This is a genomic window from Hoeflea sp. Naph1, from assembly GCF_046837775.1.
GTDB lineage: Bacteria > Pseudomonadota > Alphaproteobacteria > Rhizobiales > Rhizobiaceae > Hoeflea.
In genome coordinates, this window is sequence record NZ_CP177286.1 from 3,140,662 (window position 1) to 3,158,878 (window position 18,217).

Below are 18,217 nucleotides of genomic sequence, written 5' to 3' on the forward strand. Positions count from 1 at the left end.
CTTATCCGGTGGCTGTGCCACCCTTTGCCAGCGCGCGCGCCTGGGAGATCCAGTCGTCGCGCCCGACCCTGCCTCCGAATTGCAAGTGGTCCTCGACCCAGGCGATCTCTTCCGCCGTCCAGTCGGCCACTTGCGCGTATGTCCAGATGCCTAGTCCGTTGAGCACCTGCTCGAGTTTCGGCCCGACACCGGAAATCAGTTTCAGATCATCCGGTGCTTCCGGCTTTTCAATCGCTGCCGGGCGGCGGAGTTCAATGGCACCTTGGGCCTTGGCTGCACCGGCGGTAACCGCAGCTTGTTTCGTCGCCGCGCTTTTGCCGCTTGCCGTTCCAGTCTTTGCCGATACGACAGGCGCTGATCTGGCCTTCTTCGTTCGGGCAGGCTTTGCAGCAACCGGCTTGGCCGCAACCTTGGCCGACGCATCGCCGGCTGCAGAGCTAGCGGATCTGGCCGCGGGCTTCAAGGTAACGACATCCCCCGAACTACCCTTGTCGGCCGACCGGGCGCTGACAGGAGAGTTCTTTTCCGACGCGTCACGTTCCCGGGGCGTTTCCGGGGGAAGGTCTTCGGCAAGCCCCGGTACCATCCAGCTCAGATCCGGCGTCGACCCCAACAATACGCTCTGGGACTTTGCAGCGGCCTGTATCGCCCCCATCATCATTCCGGTCATCTGACCGGCAATCCCGAAACCGATTGCGGTTGCCGTCGCCGCAGCACCCAACGGATAGACCATCAGCGGCGTGATGGTGATTTCACTCCCCTTGGTCCGGTCGGTCTTCCTGTTCATCGGTTTCATCATCTCGTTCATGTTCTTGTCTGTAGGAATGGAAAACATCGACATCAGTTTTTCCTTAGTCGTCTGTTGGCTCTCATCCCTCGTGACGTTTCCTTGTCTTGCAGGTCCGACTTTTGCGGACTTCTTATTCTGCCGCTTCCAGCCGCGTGTTGCGGCTTTGCGCGGCATTGCGTGTGTATTGATCGATCCGCGCTTCCATTTCCGGACGGAAATGCCGGATCAGACCCTGGATCGGCCAGGCGGCAGCGTCGCCAAGCGCGCAGATGGTGTGGCCTTCGATCTGCTTGGAGACATCAAACAGCATGTCGATTTCGCGCTTCTGCGCGTTGCCTTTGACCATGCGTTCCATCACCCGCATCATCCAGCCGGTACCTTCACGGCACGGCGTGCACTGGCCGCAGCTCTCATGCTTGTAGAACGCAGACAGCCGCCAGATCGCCTTGACGATATCGGTCGACTTGTCCATCACGATCACCGCCGCGGTGCCAAGACCCGACTTGAGATCGCGCAGGCTGTCAAAATCCATCGGCGTGTCGATGATGTCGGCGCCGGGTACACACGGAACCGAGGAACCGCCGGGAATCACCGCCAGCAGATTGTCCCAGCCGCCGCGAATACCGCCGCAATGGGTTTCAATCAGTTCGCGGAACGGGATCGACATCGCCTCTTCCACGGTGCACGGCTTATTGACGTGGCCCGACACGCAAAACAGCTTGGTGCCGGTATTGTTGGGTCGGCCGATACCTGCGAACCAGGCGCCGCCACGGCGCAGGATAGTTGGCGCCACCGCAATCGATTCGACATTGTTGACCGTGGTCGGGCAACCATAAAGCCCCACATTGGCCGGGAACGGCGGCTTCAGCCGCGGCTGGCCCTTCTTGCCCTCAAGGCTTTCGAGCAGCGCGGTCTCCTCGCCGCAGATGTAAGCGCCGGCGCCATGGTGGAGATAGATGTCCATGTCGTAGCCGAGCTTGGAATTCTTGCCCAGCAGACCCGCTTCATAGCACTCGTCGATCGCTGCCTGCAGCGCTTCGCGCTCGCGCATGTATTCGCCGCGGACATAGATGTATGTGGCGTAGGCGCCCATTGAGAATCCCGCAATCACGCAGCCTTCGAGCAGCGTATGCGGATCGTGGCGCATGATGTCCCGGTCCTTGCAGGTGCCGGGTTCGGATTCATCCGCGTTGACCACCAGATAGTGCGGGCGACCATCGCTTTCCTTGGGCATGAAAGACCATTTCAGACCGGTCGGGAACCCGGCGCCGCCGCGGCCGCGCAGGCCCGAAGCCTTCATCTCGCTGATGATCCAGTCGCGGCCCTTCTCCAGGATTGCCTTTGTGCCATCCCAGTGCCCGCGCGCCATCGCGCCCTTCAGCGACTTGTCATAGACGCCATAGATATTGGTGAAAATTCGGTCTTTGTCAGCTAACATCATTCACCTCTAACGCGGCTTCTTGCCGAAGACGCGGACATATTCGGCTTCGCCACCCTTGGCGAGCGCCTTGGCCTGCTTGACCCAGTCTTCGCGATCGATGCGGCCCTTGAAATTCAGATATCCGTCAACCCATTCGCGTTCGGCCTTTTTCCAGGAAGCCACCTGCGCGAAAGTGTAGATGCCAAGCGAATTCAGCGTGCCCTCGATTTTCGGGCCGACGCCGGAAATCATCTTGAGATCGTCCGGTTGCGCCGGTTTTTCGATTCCGGCTGGGCGGTTCTTGTCATCTATCGCAGGCTTCTCGGCGGCCTTTGCCTTGCCGTCAGCGCTGGCCGAAGCCTTGCTGGCAGCCTTCATTTCAGGTGCCTGGGTGGCCGTGGCGGCGGTCTTCGCATCCGCCTTGACATTGGCCCTTGCGGCCGAAGGCGATTTCGTCACAGTCTCGGTGGCCGGCGACTTTGGCCGGCCTGCCTTGGTAGCTTCCGGCGACTTGGCCTTGGATTTGGCCGACTTCGCAGCCCCCTTGCCGCCCGGTTTGATTTCCTCGGTCAGGGTCGTCAGCCCGCCTTCGGGCGCCGAATAGATCCGGTTGATCTGTGGTCCGGGCCTGATTTCTTCTGGCCGGCCAGCTTCGAAACGGTCGATGATATAAGCCAGCCGCTCCGGCGACAGGTCCTCGTAAGCATCCTTGAAGATCATCACCATCGGCGCGTTGACGCAGGCGCCCTGGCACTCGACTTCTTCCCACGAAAGCGTTCCGCTTTCGTTGAGATGGAGCGGCTCGGGATGGATCTTCGAGCGACACACTTCCATAAGCTCTTCCGAGCCGCGCAGCATGCACGGCGTGGTGCCGCAAACCTGGATATGCGCCCGGGTGCCGACCGGTTTCAACTGGAACTGGGTATAGAACGTCGCCACTTCCAGCGCCCGGATATAAGGCATGCCGAGCATGTCGGCGACCCCCTCGATGGCGCGCTTGGTCACCCAGCCATCCTGCTCCTGGGCCAGCATCAACAACGGAATCACCGCCGATTGCTGACGGCCCTTGGGGTATTTCTGGATCCACACCTTGGCCTGGGCCGCATAGTCGCGGTTGAAAGCGAACTGCTCGGGCTGGACGTTATCTTCGGCAAGTCGACGAACGGACATGGGGTTCTCTTTGGTCTTTCTACCGGCCTATAAAATCTCGCCGCAACGCGACGCGTTTGCGGCCTTGGCCGCACGGATGAGAGTGATCGATGGCACTGCGTGATGCTTCACCGGTCGACCTCGCCAAACACGATGTCGAGCGAACCGAGCACCGCTGACACATCGGCCAGTTGGTGACCACGGCAAATGAAGTCCATCGCCTGCAGATGCGCATAACCCGGCGCCCGGATCTTGCAGCGATAGGGTTTGTTGGAGCCGTCCGACACCAGATAGACGCCGAACTCGCCCTTCGGCGCTTCGACGGCCGTATAGACTGCGCCTTCGGGCACCCGGTAACCTTCGGTGTAAAGCTTGAAATGGTGGATCAGCGCTTCCATCGACCGTTTCATCTCGCCCCGCCTCGGCGGCACGATCTTGCCGTCGGTGCTGGTTACCGGGCCGATCTTTTCCTTGCCGAGCAGCAGTTCTACGCACTGCTTCATGATCTTCACCGACTCACGCATTTCCTGCATGCGGATCAGGTAACGGTCATAGCAATCGCCATTCTTGCCGATCGGAATGTCGAAATCGAGTTCCGAGTAGCATTCATAGGGCTGCGACCGGCGCAGGTCCCAGGCAGCGCCCGAACCACGCACCATCACGCCGGAAAAGCCCCAGGCCCAGGCGTCGTCGAGACTGACCACGGCGATGTCGACATTGCGTTGCTTGAAGATCCGGTTGTCGGTCAGCAGCACCTCGATGTCGTCGCAGGTCTTGAGGAACGGATCGCACCACTTGCCGATATCCTCGACCAGATCGTGCGGCAGATCCTGGTGCACGCCACCAGGCCGGAAATAGGCCGCATGCAGCCGTGCACCGCAGGCCCGCTCGTAAAACACCATCAGCTTTTCGCGCTCTTCGAAACCCCAGAGCGGGGGCGTCAGCGCGCCCACATCGAGCGCCTGGGTGGTGACATTGAGCAGATGTGACAGAATTCGGCCGATTTCAGAGTAGAGCACCCGGATCAACTGCCCCCGCTTGGGCACCGTTACGCCGGTAAGCTTTTCGACAGCCAGCGAATAGGCATGCTCCTGGTTCATCGGCGCGACATAATCGAGCCGATCAAAATAGGGCAGCGCCTGAAGATAGGTCTTGGCTTCGATCAGCTTTTCGGTGCCGCGGTGCAGCAGTCCGATATGCGGGTCAACGCGCTCGACGATTTCCCCGTCAAGCTCCAGCACCAGACGCAGAACGCCGTGCGCAGCCGGGTGCTGAGGACCGAAGTTGATGTTGAAATTGCGGACGTTGTGTTCGTTCATGGTTCCGGTCCTCACCCCTTGGCTTTTTCATCGCCCGGCAGCACGTATTCGGTGCCTTCCCAGGGGGAGAGAAAATCGAAGTTGCGGAATTCCTGCTTGAGTTCCACCGGCTCGTAGACCACGCGCTTGACTTGGTCGTCGTAACGCACCTCGACAAAGCCGGTCAGCGGAAAGTCTTTTCTCAGCGGATGGCCTTCAAACCCGTAATCGGTGAGAATCCGGCGCAGGTCCGGATGCCCTGTAAACAGGATCCCGAACAGATCGTAGGCTTCCCGCTCGAACCAGTCGGCGCCCGGATAGACCGATGTAATCGACGGCACCGGGGCATCTTCACTGGTCATCACCTTGAGCCGGATGCGCATGTTCTGGCGCGGCGAGAGCAGATGGTAGACCACGTCGAAGCGTTCCGGCCGTCCCGGCCAGTCAACGCCGCAACAATCGATGAAGCTGACGAACTTGCACCGGGCGTCATCGCGCAGGAAGGTGATGAGATCGATCAGTTTGGCCGGCTGCGCAAGCACCGTCAGTTCGTCAAAGGCAATTTCGACGCCGTCGATCAGATCGCGCTTGGTTTCGCTCAGGTAGTCGGCAAGTTCCTGGAGGGCTTGGCTCATCATCAGGTCTCCTAGCGCTCGATCGTGCCGGTGCGGCGAATCTTCTTCTGCAAAAGCAGCACACCATAGAGCAATGCTTCCGCCGTCGGCGGGCAGCCCGGAACATAGATGTCCACCGGCACCACGCGGTCACAGCCACGCACCACCGAATAGGAATAATGGTAGTAGCCACCGCCATTGGCACACGAGCCCATCGAGATCACATAGCGCGGCTCGGGCATCTGGTCGTAAACCTTGCGCAGCGCCGGGGCCATCTTGTTGGTCAGCGTACCCGCGACGATCATCACATCGGACTGGCGCGGACTGGCGCGCGGTGCGAAACCGAATCGCTCGGCGTCATAGCGCGGCATCGACATCTGCATCATCTCGACTGCACAACAGGCCAGACCGAAGGTCATCCACATCAGCGAACCGGTACGCGACCAGTTGATCAGCTCGTCTGTGGAGGTGACCAGAAATCCCTTGTCGGCAAGCTCATTGTTGACATCGCCGAAAAACGCATCGTCCTGGCCCACCGGCTTGCCGGTGTTGGGATCAATAATGCCCTTGGGCGCAGGCGCCACCAGCGGCTGGTTGCTTACTCCCATTCGAGCGCTCCCTTTTTCCATTCATAGACGAAACCGATCGTCAGGACACCCAGAAACACCATCATCGACCAGAAGCCCATCCAGCCGATATCGCTGAACGACACCGCCCAGGGAAACAGGAACGCCACTTCGAGATCGAAGATGATGAACAGGATTGAAACCAGATAGAAGCGCACGTCGAACTTCATGCGCGCGTCATCAAAGGCGTTGAACCCGCATTCGTAAGCCGAAAGCTTTTCCGGATCGGGATTTTTGTAAGCGATCGCGAACGGCGCGATCAGCAAGGCCACCCCGATCACCAGCGACACGCCAATAAAAATAGCCACCGGTATATATGCGCCCAGAAGTTCCGTCATGACGTCCATTCCTGTGCCCGCTGTAGTCAAAGCCCCGGCCCTTGCCTCAAGGTCTGGAACCGGCCCCTGCCCTCACGGTTTATCATGTTGCAACGCGGCGTGGTTACCGCAGCCCGCTAATGTGTGCAAGGGCGCGCAAGCCGATTGAAGCGATACTATCAGCTTTCGCGCCATTGTGACGCAATTCGACGGCAAGCGCTAATATTGTCAACAATGCAGCACGATCCTGGAAGTTCTTGAGGGGGCAAGGGAATCGGCAACTGCACGGTGGTTGGGGGTGGTCACGCGTGAGTCGATTCGCAGATCTGGGCCGCCCGTCAAATTTTATTGCCTGGTTTCGAAATCTTTCGGGTATCGGAAATCCGCCACAAGCGAAAACACCCGATCCGCGGGGCAACCATCTCCCTGAAGGAGACGGTTGAAAACACATAATCAAGTCCATGAATAAATGGCGCGAGTGACGGGGCTCGAACCCGCGACCTCCGGCGTGACAGGCCGGCACTCTAACCAGCTGAGCTACACCCGCGCTCTTCAGATCGTCCGTTACCGGCGACCTGTGAGCGGCTGATTACGGCGTTCGTTCGAGGGTGTCAAGCGCGGAGTGCAAAGGAAAACAACAAACATACATTCTCTCCACAAACACGGCCCCACCTCCCGGCATCAGCTCACGAGGCCACACAGCGCAAACCGAGATTAATGCGTCCTACGGCGCGAATATTTCTTGCGCAATCGCTGCGAACATCCTAAAGCAAGCGCCACCGAACTGGGGGCGATTAGCTCAGTTGGTAGAGCGCCTCGTTTACACCGAGGATGTCGGGAGTTCGAGTCTCTCATCGCCCACCATCGGATCTCCTTGAATTCATTGGAAGTCCTTGCGCCATAAGGCGTCTTGCCCATATTGATGTCACAAATCGTGTCACAAAATGGGTAGAACATGGCTGGCAAGCCTCAACACTGGAAAGAACGCAATGGGCGATATTCCGCCCGAGTCGTTATCCCGCCACAACTCCGGCCATACATCGACAACCGCGCGGAACTAGAAATTCAGCTTGGCGGCGATCGGCGAACAGCCCTTCGCAACCATGCCGCAGCCGTTGCCTCTATCCAACGACAGATCGGCATTGCCCGACAGAAGCATGAGGCCGCGACAGGGCAGCAGGCAAAGCCAGCGCCCTACCCGCTGACTGCACAGCAGATCGCGTTGCGCGACTATCAAAGCCAGATTGATTTTGACGCTGAACTTAGAGCGACCGATTCCCGCTATGCACAATTCGAAGTAGACGCCGACGAAGCCAGGCGCTTCCGTGACGGCTTTGCGGGCAAACTTTCAGATGACGAACTTCATGACCTTGTCGGCGACCGCATCGAGCTCGCGCGACTCGCAGGGAACACGGACGCCACCAGGGGAACCGATAAATGGCGAGCGCTTGCGCAAGCGTTGTGCGTGGCATCCTATGAGGCCATGGCACGGGAGTGTGAGCGTGGCGAAGGTGACTTCAACGGCAAGCCCATCCATCCGCTTTTGGCCGATGCTCCCGAGCTAAGTGCGGCAGAAGACGGGCCAACTTTCAACGAGATTGTCGACGAGGAGGCCAAGCGTCGAGCCAGAGGAAAGAATGCCAAGCCCCTCCCCGACCGCACCGTGAGGAAATACCGCGATGCCGCAGCCGAATTTGCCGGCTTCAGGGGATCCGAAGTCGCATCAACGGTAAAGGCAATTGAGGGAAAGAATTGGCTCGAAGCAATGCAGGACGCGCAAAACAACAGCAATAGTACCATCAAAGGCAAGCTCCAAAACGTCCGGACTATCCTCAACTGGGGAAGACAGAATGATCCGGAAAACTTCATGCCCTCCGGCAACACCATGAATGGAATCAAGGCACCCGACTATGCCACCACCCCTTCTTATCTGCGGGCTTTCACCCTCGATGAAGCCGCACTCGTCCTGAGCGCTGCCCGTAAAGAAACGAAACCGATGCTTCGATGGATACCGTGGTTGTGTGCTTACTCCGGCATGAGGGTGAGCGAAGCAGCCGAACTGAGGAAGGAGGACTTTTTCGAAACCGGGGAACACTGGTTTTGGAAAGTCACAACCGCCGGAAAAAGAACCCTTAAGACTGGATCGAGTGAACGTCGTATACCAGTCCACCGCGCACTAATCGAGGAAGGTCTAATCCTCTACGTGGTGAAAGCGAACAACGGGCGCCTCTTTAGGGGCGAAACCAAGGACAAAGTATCCGTTCAACCCCGACTCAGCAGTTGGGTTCGGTCAATGATTCCATTCGAGCAAAGACCTGAATTGTCACCTAATCATGGCTGGCGGCACCTGTTTGAAGATTTATGCCGTCGTGATGATGTTCCTGAAGATGCGCGCAATTACATTACCGGGCGCGCCACAGGAAAATCACGAGACCTGTATGGCCACAGTGACGTGATGCTTCCTGGATTATTTGCAGCCATCGACAAAATCCAACCCCTCAAGGTTTGAAGTGGTTTCGTCGCACGCGTGCAACTACACGGTGTTTAATGACAACTGTCAGCGATCGTCAGTTCAAAAATTGGCAATCAGATATCGCGCTTAAATTTCCAATGTTCCTCCGGCCATAGCCTTCTCCCCCGTTGCTATATTAAACACAGCAGAATTTTCGCTGCATCACCTAACACGGAGATAACATTGTCGACCATGCTCTACCGATACCGCCCCCTCTGCCGTGCCCCCTGCTCCGGCGTTTGATCTGAAAAGCATTCAGGCCTTAAGATGCGGGACATAGCCGGAACACCTTCAGCCGCCTGCCAGGCGCCAAAGGAATCGAATTTTAGGAACCAAGACGTTCCACATACTCCGCGCATCGGCGGACCCCGACAGCTTTATAGCCAACTATAATAGCTTCTAGTGTTATCGCTCCAGATGGCAGTCGCGCCCTTTCGATGAAAACTGAATAGCCCCTAGATGGGGTAACGGGCTGCCAAGCCGGCCGACGGAGGCAGGGTTGGTGAGAAGGTGGTCGTCCCTCACACTGATGGTGTGAACGGAGTCGGGACGGATCCCGCTCCAAGCATCGAGGAGAGACGACCATGGAGCATTATGCAGGGATTGACGTTTCATTGGAATCTTCGAGCGTGTGCGTTGTCGACGCCAGTGGCAAGATCGTTCGCGAGAGTAAGGTGGCAAGCGAACCGGCAGCGCTGATCGGCTGGTTTGCGTCGCTCGGCTTTGAGCTGGTGCGCATCGGACTGGAAGCTGGCCCCCTATCGCAATGGCTTTATGCGGCCATGCGGCAAGACGGCCTTGCAGTCGAGCTTCTGGAGACGCGGCATGTGCGTGACGCCTTCAAGGCGATGCCGGTGAAGACGGACCGGAATGATGCGCGTGGGATCGCGCAGTTGATGCGGTTGGGTTGGTTCCGGCCGGTGCATTGCAAATCTTTGGCAGCGCAGGGGTTCGGGCAGTGCTGACGGCGCGCAAGCTGGTTCAATCGAAGTTGCGGGATATGGAGAACAGTGTGCGTGGCATTTTGCGCGGCTTCGGGCTGAAGGTCGGCCCGACCACGCCGCGCCACTTTGCCGAACGCATCCGCGATCTCGTGGTCGGCCATGAGAACCTGCAGATTGTGACGGGGGGACTGCTTTCGGTGCATGCCGTGCTCTTGCGCGAGTTTCAGGCTTTCGAAAAGCAAGTTCGAGCGCTGGTGCGTCAGGATATAAGGACCAGGCAGTTAATGACCACACCGGGAGTGGGGCCGATCGTGGCGCTTACATATGCGTCTGCCATCGACGACCCGGATCGTTTCTCCTCCTCCAAGCAAGTGGGCGCGCATTTCGGGCTGACGCCAAGGCGGTATCAGTCCGGCGAGACCGACTACAGCGGCCGCATCAGCAAGATCGGTGACGCGGCGGTGCGCACGGCGCTGTTTGAAGCCGCCCACATCATGCTGACCAAACCGCTCAAGGGCTGCACGGCGCTCAAGAGTTGGGCGATGCGGATTGCCCGACGTGCCGGAATGAAGAAGGCAAAGGTTGCGCTCGCGCGCAAGCTCGCCGTGATCCTGCACCGCATGCTCGCCAACGGCACCGTCTTCAACGGTGAAGCCAAGTCGATGACGGGGGCCTAAAAAAGGAGAGCCAAGGTTCTCGGGTGGGCCACGACACCAGACCTTCCCGAAGCGAAGTCCCGTCGCCGGGACGATGGATCAGGTCAGACCGTAACAGCCTGCGTGGCATAGCGATCACGCGACTCTAGATTGGTCGACCTCATCCTCTTCAAACCCCATCAGGTGGCGGCTGCGCGCCGACCCCGTACAGAAGCAAGACCCCGGCGACTGGATGACGACAAAGGGATTGACTCACACAGGCCCGTTACAGAAGGGGCTGTTGACGTTTACCGTGTGTGAATGAGCGTTGCGGCAATTGAGATGAAGGCTTTGAAACTCTGGTCGGTTTTGCAAGAGCGCATTGCTATCCCTCTGTTTTCCTTCAGTTTGCCAAAGTAGTTTTCGATCAAATGCCGCCATTTGTAGGTTTCCTTGTCGAACTCTGCCGGGAACCTCCGGTTGGATTTTGGCGGTATGACCGGGGTTATGCCGCGATCCAGCAGGCCATTGCGCAGCCAATCCGCGTCAAAGGCCCTGTCCGCCAGCAAATATCCGGCGGACAAGCCGCTGATCAACGCATCGGTCTCGCGCAGATCATGAGCTTGCCCTGGCATCAGACAGAAATCGACGAGATTACCGAGCGCATCCGTCAGAGCCAGTATCTTTGTCGTTATGCCGCCGCGTGAGCGTCCAATGGCCTGGCAGAGAGTCCCCCTTTTGCGCCCTGACCCGAGCGATGAACCTTGACGATAGTACCGTCGATCATTGCGTATTCCAGATCGGCGTCTGAGGCTAATGCTTTGAACATACAATAGAAAGCATCCGCTTTGACCCATCTGCGGAACCGCTTGAATACAGAATTCCATTTGCCAAACTCACCCGGCAATTCGCGCCATTGCGCGCCCGTGCGGACGATCCAGAGGACTGCCTCCATGAAAAGTCGTGGGTCACGTCCGGTTTGTCCGGGATCGGTGGTTTTACCCAGGCAGTATGGTTCGATGATCGCCCATTGCGAATTGGATAGGACTCTTCGGGTCAAGGTTGCTCTCCTCCGTTTGCAACCTTGAATCAGAAGTCAGGTGATTTGGGAATCCCGAACGTCAACAGCCCCTTCTGTAACGGGCCTGTGTGAGTCAATCCCTTTGTCGTCATCCAGTCGCCGGGGTCTTGCTTCTGTACGGGTCGGCGCGCAGCCGCCACCTGATGGGGTTTGAAGAGGATGAGGTCGACCAATCTAGAGTCGCGTGATCGCTATGCCACGCAGGCTGTTACGGTCTGACCTGATCCATCGTCCCGGCGACGGGACTTCGCTTCGGGAAGGTCTGGTGTCGTGGCCCACCCGAGAACCTTGGCTCTCCTTTTTTAGGCCCCCGTCATCGACTTGGCTTCACCGTTGAAGACGGTGCCGTTGGCGAGCATGCGGTGCAGGATCACGGCGAGCTTGCGCGCGAGCGCAACCTTGCCTTCTTCATTCCGGCACGTCGGGCAATCCGCATCGCCCAACTCTTGAGCGCCGTGCAGCCCTTGAGCGGTTTGGTCAGCATGATGTGGGCGGCTTCAAACAGCGCCGTGCGCACCGCCGCGTCACCGATCTTGCTGATGCGGCCGCTGTAGTCGGTCTCGCCGGACTGATACCGCCTTGGCGTCAGCCCGAAATGCGCGCCCACTTGCTTGGAGGAGGAGAAACGATCCGGGTCGTCGATGGCAGACGCATATGTAAGCGCCACGATCGGCCCCACTCCCGGTGTGGTCATTAACTGCCTGGTCCTTATATCCTGACGCACCAGCGCTCGAACTTGCTTTTCGAAAGCCTGAAACTCGCGCAAGAGCACGGCATGCACCGAAAGCAGTCCCCCCGTCACAATCTGCAGGTTCTCATGGCCGACCACGAGATCGCGGATGCGTTCGGCAAAGTGGCGCGGCGTGGTCGGGCCGACCTTCAGCCCGAAGCCGCGCAAAATGCCACGCACACTGTTCTCCATATCCCGCAACTTCGATTGAACCAGCTTGCGCGCCGTCAGCACTGCCCGAACCTCCTGCGCTGCCAAAGATTTGCAATGCACCGGCCGGAACCAACCCAACCGCATCAACTGCGCGATCCCACGCGCATCATTCCGGTCCGTCTTCACCGGCATCGCCTTGAAGGCGTCACGCACATGCCGCGTCTCCAGAAGCTCGACTGCAAGGCCGTCTTGCCGCATGGCCGCATAAAGCCATTGCGATAGGGGGCCAGCTTCCAGTCCGATGCGCACCAGCTCAAAGCCGAGCGACGCAAACCAGCCGATCAGCGCTGCCGGTTCGCTTGCCACCTTACTCTCGCGAACGATCTTGCCACTGGCGTCGACAACGCACACGCTCGAAGATTCCAATGAAACGTCAATCCCTGCATAATGCTCCATGGTCGTCTCTCCTCGATGCTTGGAGCGGGATCCGTCCCGACTCCGTTCACACCATCAGTGTGAGGGACGACCACCTTCTCACCAACCCTGCCTCCGTCGGCCGGCTTGGCAGCCCGTTACCCCATCTAGATTCATAGACGCCTTCTTCCCTAAATTTGAGGCAAGGAGGCCATCATGAGCACAGCCAAATTCAGTGACGATTTCAAACGCGATGCTGTTCATCAGATCGTTGAGCGGGGTTATCCGGTTGCGGAGGTTTCGAAACGATTGGGTGTCAGTTCCCATTCGCTTTATGCGTGGAAGAAGCGGTTCGGGAAGTCAGGGTCCCGCGATGGTTCTGTCGACGAACAGGCTGCCGAAGTTCGGCGGCTGAAGCTTGAACTGGCGCGTGTGACGGAGGAGCGGGATATCCTAAAAAAGGCAACGGCGTACTTCGCGCGAGATGCAAAGTGAAGTACGTGTTCGTAGCAGAGCATCGCCCGCTGTTCTCGGTGCGTGCGATGTGCCGCTCCCTTCGCATCCAACCCAGCGGCTTCTATGCCTGGCTGAAGAACCCGCTGAGCAATCGGGAGCGGGAAGACGCCCGTCAGACCGAACTTCTCAGGAAGGCGTGGAAGGACAGCGGTAAGGTCTATGGCTATCGCAAGCTTCACGATGACTTGCTGGATCAGGGTGAGACGTGCTGCCCGAACCGCGTTGCACGTCTGGTCAATTTGGCGGGTATCAAAGCGCAGATCGGCTACAAGCGTCGACCTGGCAGCTATGGCGGCAAACCTTCTGTAGTCGTCGACAACACGCTGGACCGCCAGTTCGACGTGGCAGTGCCGGACAAGGTCTGGGTCACCGACATCACCTACATCAAGACCAATGAGGGTTTCGCCTATCTGGCCGTCGTGATCGATCTCTACTCCCGCCGCGTCGTCGGCTGGTCGATGCAAAGCCGTCAGACAACGGACGTCGTGCTGCAGGCTTTGCTCATGGCTGTGTGGAGACGAAAGCCGACGAGCAAGGTGTTAATTCATTCAGACCAAGGCTCTCAGTTCACCAGCATCGACTGGGCATTGTTCCTAAAGCATCACAATCTGCAACACTCAATGAGCCGGCGCGGAAACTGCCATGACAATGCCGTCGCAGAGAGTTTCTTCAACCTGCTCAAGCGTGAACGGATAAGACGTAGGACCTATCGGACCCGAGAAGAAGCCAGGAGGGATGTGTTCGACTACATCGACCTAAGATACCGATATTTATATTGGATGACATTGGTTCTCCCGCCAGAGAGGCTGCGCCAACCAACGTGCCGTTTTTCCAGCAACAGCGATACCCAGACACCATTTTCCCACACTCTTACATGTCAGCGCTCGCATGACGCTTGCAGAAGGCCAGAAATTGAGATTGACTTCTTTTGTGGGCGACGGACGGGCGCGTGCCAATGTCGTCTAACCTTCACACAGAGAGGATAGATGGCTGCACAGCGGCCGCTGAAACAGCCACAGGCCGCTCGTATAACAAACAACATACCGCCTCGGCGGCAACAGGAGCGTTCAAAATGTCCAGACTTCACAAGCTTGGCGTGGTGCTTGCAACCACCACCGCTTTCACGATGAACTTTGCCGGTGCGGCCTACAGCCAGTCGATGGACGAACTGGTCGCCGCCGCCAAGGCAGAAGGCATGCTCACCACCATAGCACTTCCGCATGACTGGTGCGGCTATGGCGGCGTCATTGCCGGCTTCAAGGCCAAGTATCCCGAAATCACCGTCAACGAGCTTAACCCGGACGCCGGTTCCGCCGACGAACTCGAAGCCATCAAGGCCAACAAGGACAACACCGGCCCGCAGGCGCCTGACGTCATCGACGTCGGCCTCGCCTTCGGCCCTGCTGCCAAGGCTGAAGGCCTGACGCAGGCCTACAAGGTCTCGACATGGGATTCGATTCCCGACGGCGCCAAGGATGCCGAGGGCTTCTGGTACGGCGATTACTACGGCGTGATGGCGTTTCTGGTGAACAAGGACCTGGTGGCCAACACCCCGATGGACTGGGCCGACCTGCTCAAGCCCGAATATGCCGGCCAGGTAGCCCTTGCCGGTGATCCGCGCGCTTCCAACCAGGCGATTCTAGCAGCGCTGGCAGCCGGTCTTTCAAGAGGCGGCGCGTCGGGCACGGACGCTGGCGAGAAGGGCCTCGAGTATTTTGCTGAAATGAACAAGGCCGGCAATTTTGTCCCGGTCATCGGCAAGGCAGGCACCCTGGCTCAAGGCGCAACGCCGATCGTGGCGATGTGGGATTACAACGCGCTTGCCGCCAAGGACACTCTCGCAGGCAACCCGCCGGTCGAAGTCATCGTTCCGGCAACAGGCGTCCTGGCAGGCGTCTACGTGCAGGCAATCAGCGCCTACGCACCGCACCCCAACGCCGCCAAATTGTGGATGGAATATCTTTATTCGGATGAAGGTCAGCTTGGCTGGCTCGCCGGCTATTGTCACCCGATCCGCTTCAACGACATGGCTGCACGCGGTGTGATCCCGCAGGATCTGCTCGACAAGCTGCCGCCGGCAGAAGGCTATGCCAAGGCCTACTTCCCGACGCTTGATGAAGTGAACGCCAACAAGGAAGCCGTTGTTGCCGGATGGGACGCCGTCGTCGGCGCCAACGTCCAGTAATCAGGCCATTTGACCTGTCGCTCCGCGCCCGCCGCGGGGCGACCCTCATTTTCCGCTTTTCGAACATGGCTTGATGACATCCCAATCCTTATCCGACACCTCCAGCCGCCCGCGCCTTCCGCTGGGCAAAAGGCTGCCATTGCACTGGCTCGGGCTGGCGCCCTTCGCCGCGTTCGTGATTCTGTTTCTGATCATGCCGACCATGTACATCGTCATCGGTGCATTTCGCTCCGCTGACGGCGGTTTCACTCTCGACAATGTGATCGGCCTCAACACCGCCTCGATTCGTTCCGCCTACTGGGTCTCGATCAAGATATCGCTCGCCTCATCATCGCTTGGCTGCCTGATCGGCTTCTGCATGGCCGCGGCGATGACGCTTGGCGGCCTGCCCAAATTCGTCCGCGGACCCTTGCTGACATTTTCCGGGGTTGCGTCGAACTTCGCCGGCGTGCCGCTTGCCTTTGCCTTTCTCGCCACGCTGGGCCCGATCGGGCTGGTGACGGTGTTCCTGAAAACCAATTTCGGCCTCGACCTGCGCCTGCTCGGCTTCAATATCCTGAGCTTCTGGGGCCTGACGATCACCTATCTGTTCTTCCAGATTCCGCTGATGATCCTGATCATCACGCCCGCACTTGACGGATTGAAGCGCGAATGGCGTGAAGCTGCCGCCATTCTCGGCGCCACTGGACCGCAATATTGGCGAATGGTGGCGTTTCCGATTTTGTTTCCGTCGATTCTGGGCACCATGGCGCTGCTGTTTGCCAATTCCTTCGGCGCCGTCGCTACCGCCATCGCCCTGACCGGTTCATCGCTCAACATCGTGCCGATCCTGCTGTTTGCACAGATCCGCGGCGATGTGCTGGGTGATCCCTATCTGGGCTACGCGCTGGCCTTCGGCATGATCGTCGTCACCGGCATCGCCAACACAATCTATATCGTGCTCCGGGCGCGCTCGGAGAGGTGGCAGCAATGATGATTCGTCTCTCGGCCTGGGCCGCGATCGCCTTCGGGGCACTTTACTTCATCCTGCCGCTGATGGGCATGACCGAGTTTTCGCTGAAAATGCGGCGCGGAGTCTATTCGCTCGATGCCTATGCCAAGGTGATGGCCGACCCACGATTTCAGGAAACCTTCAGCTATTCAGTGATCATGGCGATCTTCACCATCCTGTTTGGCGTGCTGCTGGTGGTGCCAACGGCCTACTGGGTCAGGCTCAAACTGCCGCGCGCCCGGCCCTATGTCGAATTCATCACCCTCTTGCCACTGGTGATTCCGGCCATTGTCGTCGTGTTCGGCTATATCCGGCTCTACAACACCTCGAGCTGGCTGCCGCTGACCGGCACTGCCACGGGAACCAACATCCTGTTGATGTTCGGTTACGCGATGCTCTCCCTGCCCTACATGTACCGTGCCGTCGATACCGGGCTGCGCACCATCGATGTGGCGACGCTCACCGAAGCGGCACAATCGCTTGGCGCTGGCTGGTTTACGATTCTCAGCCGGCTGATCCTGCCCAATGTGCTGATTGCCGTTCTCTCAGGCGCGTTTGTGACGCTGGCCATCGTCATCGGCGAATTCACACTTGCCGCACTGCTCAACCGCCCCGCCTTCGGGCCCTACATGCAGCTGCTGGGCGCCAATCGCGCCTACGAGCCGGCGGCGCTGGCGGTGATCGCCTTTGCCATCACCTGGGGCTGCATGGGCCTCATCCAACTTGTTGCGCGGCTTGCGCCCAAACCAGCTACACCGGTGAAAGACTGATGACCGACACGCCCTATATTGCCATTGACGGCATCTCAAAATCCTTCGGATCAATGCGGGTTGTGCGCGACGCCGACATCAAGGTCGGCCGCGGCGAGTTCGTCTCGTTCCTCGGGCCCTCGGGCTGCGGCAAGACCACGATCTTGCGCATGATCGCCGGTTTCGAGACACCCAGTTCTGGCTCGATCAGCATCGACGGCCGCGACGTCACCTATCTCAAGCCCAGCCAGCGCAACATCGGCATGGTGTTCCAGTCCTATGCGCTGTTTCCGAATCTGACCGTGGCCGGCAATATCGGTTTCGGCCTCAAGGTGGCCGGCGCCAACCGCGCCGAGATCGATTCCCGCGTCACCGAAATGTTGGCGCTGATCAAGCTGCCGCAACTGGCCGAGCGGTTTCCCTGGCAGCTTTCCGGTGGTCAGCAGCAGCGTGTCGCCTTGGCCCGCGCGCTGGCACCGCGCCCGTCGGTGCTGCTGCTTGATGAGCCGCTCTCGGCGCTCGACGCCAAGATCCGCGTGTCGCTGCGCGAGGAAATCCGCGCGATCCAGCAGGAACTCGGCATCACCACGATTTTCGTTACCCACGACCAGGAAGAAGCGCTGTCGATGTCGGACCGGGTGATGGTCATGTATGAGGGTCGGATCGAGCAGATTGGCACGCCCTACGAGATCTACAATCATCCGCGCACGGCCTTTGTTGCAGGTTTTGTCGGCACACTGAGTCAGCTTGACGCCACCGTGGTTGACGCCAGCCGAGGTGAAGCCAGCGTCGGTTCCGCCAGCATTTCCGGCATGTCGTTGCCAGACAACGCCAAACGTGGCGACACCCTCCGGCTGGCGCTGCGCCCCGAATCGCTGCGGCTCGAGCACCGCGACGGCGACCAGACGCTGCGGGCGCGCATCGTTGCCGTCGATTTTCTCGGCGCGGTCATTCGCATCAAGCTTGAAGTCGGCGAGGCCCGGCTGTCGGTCGACACCTTCAACGACCCGACTCGCCCGCCGCCGTCAGCAGGGCAGACCATCGACCTGCATTTTGCTCCGCAAACCGTGCTGGCGCTCGCAAGCTGACCGGG

13 protein-coding genes, 2 tRNA genes and 3 pseudogenes are annotated in these 18,217 nt (G+C 59.0%); 8 read left to right on the top strand and 10 right to left on the bottom strand.

Features of this window, described 5'->3' with window-relative positions; genetic code table 11:
* Position 1: 1 nt before the first annotated feature.
* The 8 genes from ACK6D9_RS15105 to ACK6D9_RS15140 all read right to left on the bottom strand — a co-directional run bounded on the left by ACK6D9_RS15105 (position 2) and on the right by ACK6D9_RS15140 (position 6,761).
* Positions 2-841, bottom strand: a complete 840-nt coding sequence (locus ACK6D9_RS15105; protein WP_412049133.1) for an NADH-ubiquinone dehydrogenase — start codon at positions 839-841, stop codon at positions 2-4.
* A 79-nt stretch (positions 842-920) separates the two neighbouring features.
* Positions 921-2,228 carry an NADH-quinone oxidoreductase subunit NuoF gene (nuoF, locus tag ACK6D9_RS15110; RefSeq protein WP_412051824.1) on the bottom strand — a complete coding sequence of 436 codons (1,308 nt, stop codon included), beginning with the start codon at positions 2,226-2,228 and terminating at the stop codon, positions 921-923.
* Between the two features lie 9 nt (positions 2,229-2,237).
* Positions 2,238-3,380: an NADH-quinone oxidoreductase subunit E gene (locus tag ACK6D9_RS15115; protein ID WP_322988032.1), complete on the bottom strand. Its 1,143-nt coding sequence runs from the start codon at positions 3,378-3,380 to the stop codon at positions 2,238-2,240.
* A gap of 107 nt (positions 3,381-3,487) precedes the next feature.
* Positions 3,488-4,678 (bottom strand): NADH-quinone oxidoreductase subunit D, encoded by a 1,191-nt coding sequence (locus tag ACK6D9_RS15120; RefSeq protein WP_322988031.1) that lies wholly within the window; start codon positions 4,676-4,678, stop codon positions 3,488-3,490.
* An 11-nt stretch (positions 4,679-4,689) separates the two neighbouring features.
* Entirely contained in the window at positions 4,690-5,292 is a 603-nt protein-coding gene (locus ACK6D9_RS15125; protein ID WP_412049134.1) for an NADH-quinone oxidoreductase subunit C, read from the bottom strand.
* An 11-nt stretch (positions 5,293-5,303) separates the two neighbouring features.
* A complete protein-coding gene (locus ACK6D9_RS15130; RefSeq protein ID WP_322988029.1) occupies positions 5,304-5,879 on the bottom strand; it encodes an NADH-quinone oxidoreductase subunit B in 576 nt (191 codons plus the stop codon).
* Positions 5,870-6,235, bottom strand: coding sequence for an NADH-quinone oxidoreductase subunit A (locus ACK6D9_RS15135; RefSeq protein ID WP_322988028.1), 366 nt, complete (start codon positions 6,233-6,235; stop codon positions 5,870-5,872). Before ACK6D9_RS15135 ends, ACK6D9_RS15130 begins: the two co-directional genes overlap by 10 nt.
* Positions 6,236-6,684: 449 nt before the next feature.
* A tRNA-Asp gene (locus tag ACK6D9_RS15140) sits at positions 6,685-6,761 on the bottom strand.
* A 241-nt stretch (positions 6,762-7,002) separates the two neighbouring features.
* Between ACK6D9_RS15140 and ACK6D9_RS15145 the strand changes: the two genes are divergently transcribed.
* The 3 genes and pseudogenes from ACK6D9_RS15145 (at position 7,003) to ACK6D9_RS15155 (ending at position 10,347) form a co-directional block, all read left to right on the top strand.
* A tRNA-Val gene (locus tag ACK6D9_RS15145) sits at positions 7,003-7,078 on the top strand.
* Positions 7,079-7,169: 91 nt separating this feature from the next.
* Positions 7,170-8,723 (top strand): integrase, encoded by a 1,554-nt coding sequence (locus ACK6D9_RS15150; RefSeq protein ID WP_412049135.1) that lies wholly within the window; start codon positions 7,170-7,172, stop codon positions 8,721-8,723.
* Positions 8,724-9,310: 587 nt separating this feature from the next.
* Positions 9,311-10,347: pseudogene (locus tag ACK6D9_RS15155) on the top strand (IS110 family transposase).
* A gap of 266 nt (positions 10,348-10,613) precedes the next feature.
* Here the strand turns inward: ACK6D9_RS15155 and ACK6D9_RS15160 are convergent.
* Positions 10,614-11,365, bottom strand: a protein-coding gene (locus ACK6D9_RS15160; RefSeq protein WP_412049012.1) for an IS5 family transposase whose coding sequence is annotated in 2 segments (ribosomal slippage) — positions 10,614-11,032 and positions 11,032-11,365 — 753 coding nt in all. Because the reading frame shifts where the segments join, the coding sequence is not laid out codon by codon here.
* 323 nt (positions 11,366-11,688) lie between these two features.
* A pseudogene (locus ACK6D9_RS15165) lies at positions 11,689-12,725 on the bottom strand (IS110 family transposase).
* A gap of 174 nt (positions 12,726-12,899) precedes the next feature.
* On the opposite strand from ACK6D9_RS15165, the pseudogene ACK6D9_RS15170 reads away from it, so the two are divergent.
* The 5 genes and pseudogenes from ACK6D9_RS15170 to ACK6D9_RS15190 form a co-directional block, all read left to right on the top strand.
* Positions 12,900-13,963, top strand: a pseudogene (locus tag ACK6D9_RS15170) (IS3 family transposase); the annotation flags it as partial.
* A gap of 362 nt (positions 13,964-14,325) precedes the next feature.
* Positions 14,326-15,384, top strand: a complete 1,059-nt coding sequence (locus tag ACK6D9_RS15175) for an ABC transporter substrate-binding protein (RefSeq protein WP_412051825.1) — start codon at positions 14,326-14,328, stop codon at positions 15,382-15,384.
* A gap of 73 nt (positions 15,385-15,457) precedes the next feature.
* Positions 15,458-16,357 carry an ABC transporter permease gene (locus tag ACK6D9_RS15180; RefSeq protein WP_412049136.1) on the top strand — a complete coding sequence of 300 codons (900 nt, stop codon included), beginning with the start codon at positions 15,458-15,460 and terminating at the stop codon, positions 16,355-16,357.
* Positions 16,357-17,145: an ABC transporter permease gene (locus ACK6D9_RS15185; protein WP_322990240.1), complete on the top strand. Its 789-nt coding sequence runs from the start codon at positions 16,357-16,359 to the stop codon at positions 17,143-17,145. The genes ACK6D9_RS15180 and ACK6D9_RS15185 overlap by 1 nt, the downstream gene beginning before the upstream one ends.
* Complete coding sequence (locus ACK6D9_RS15190; protein WP_412049137.1) at positions 17,145-18,212, top strand: ABC transporter ATP-binding protein; 1,068 nt, start codon at positions 17,145-17,147, stop codon at positions 18,210-18,212. The genes ACK6D9_RS15185 and ACK6D9_RS15190 overlap by 1 nt, the downstream gene beginning before the upstream one ends.
* The last annotated feature ends 5 nt before the right edge of the window (positions 18,213-18,217 follow it).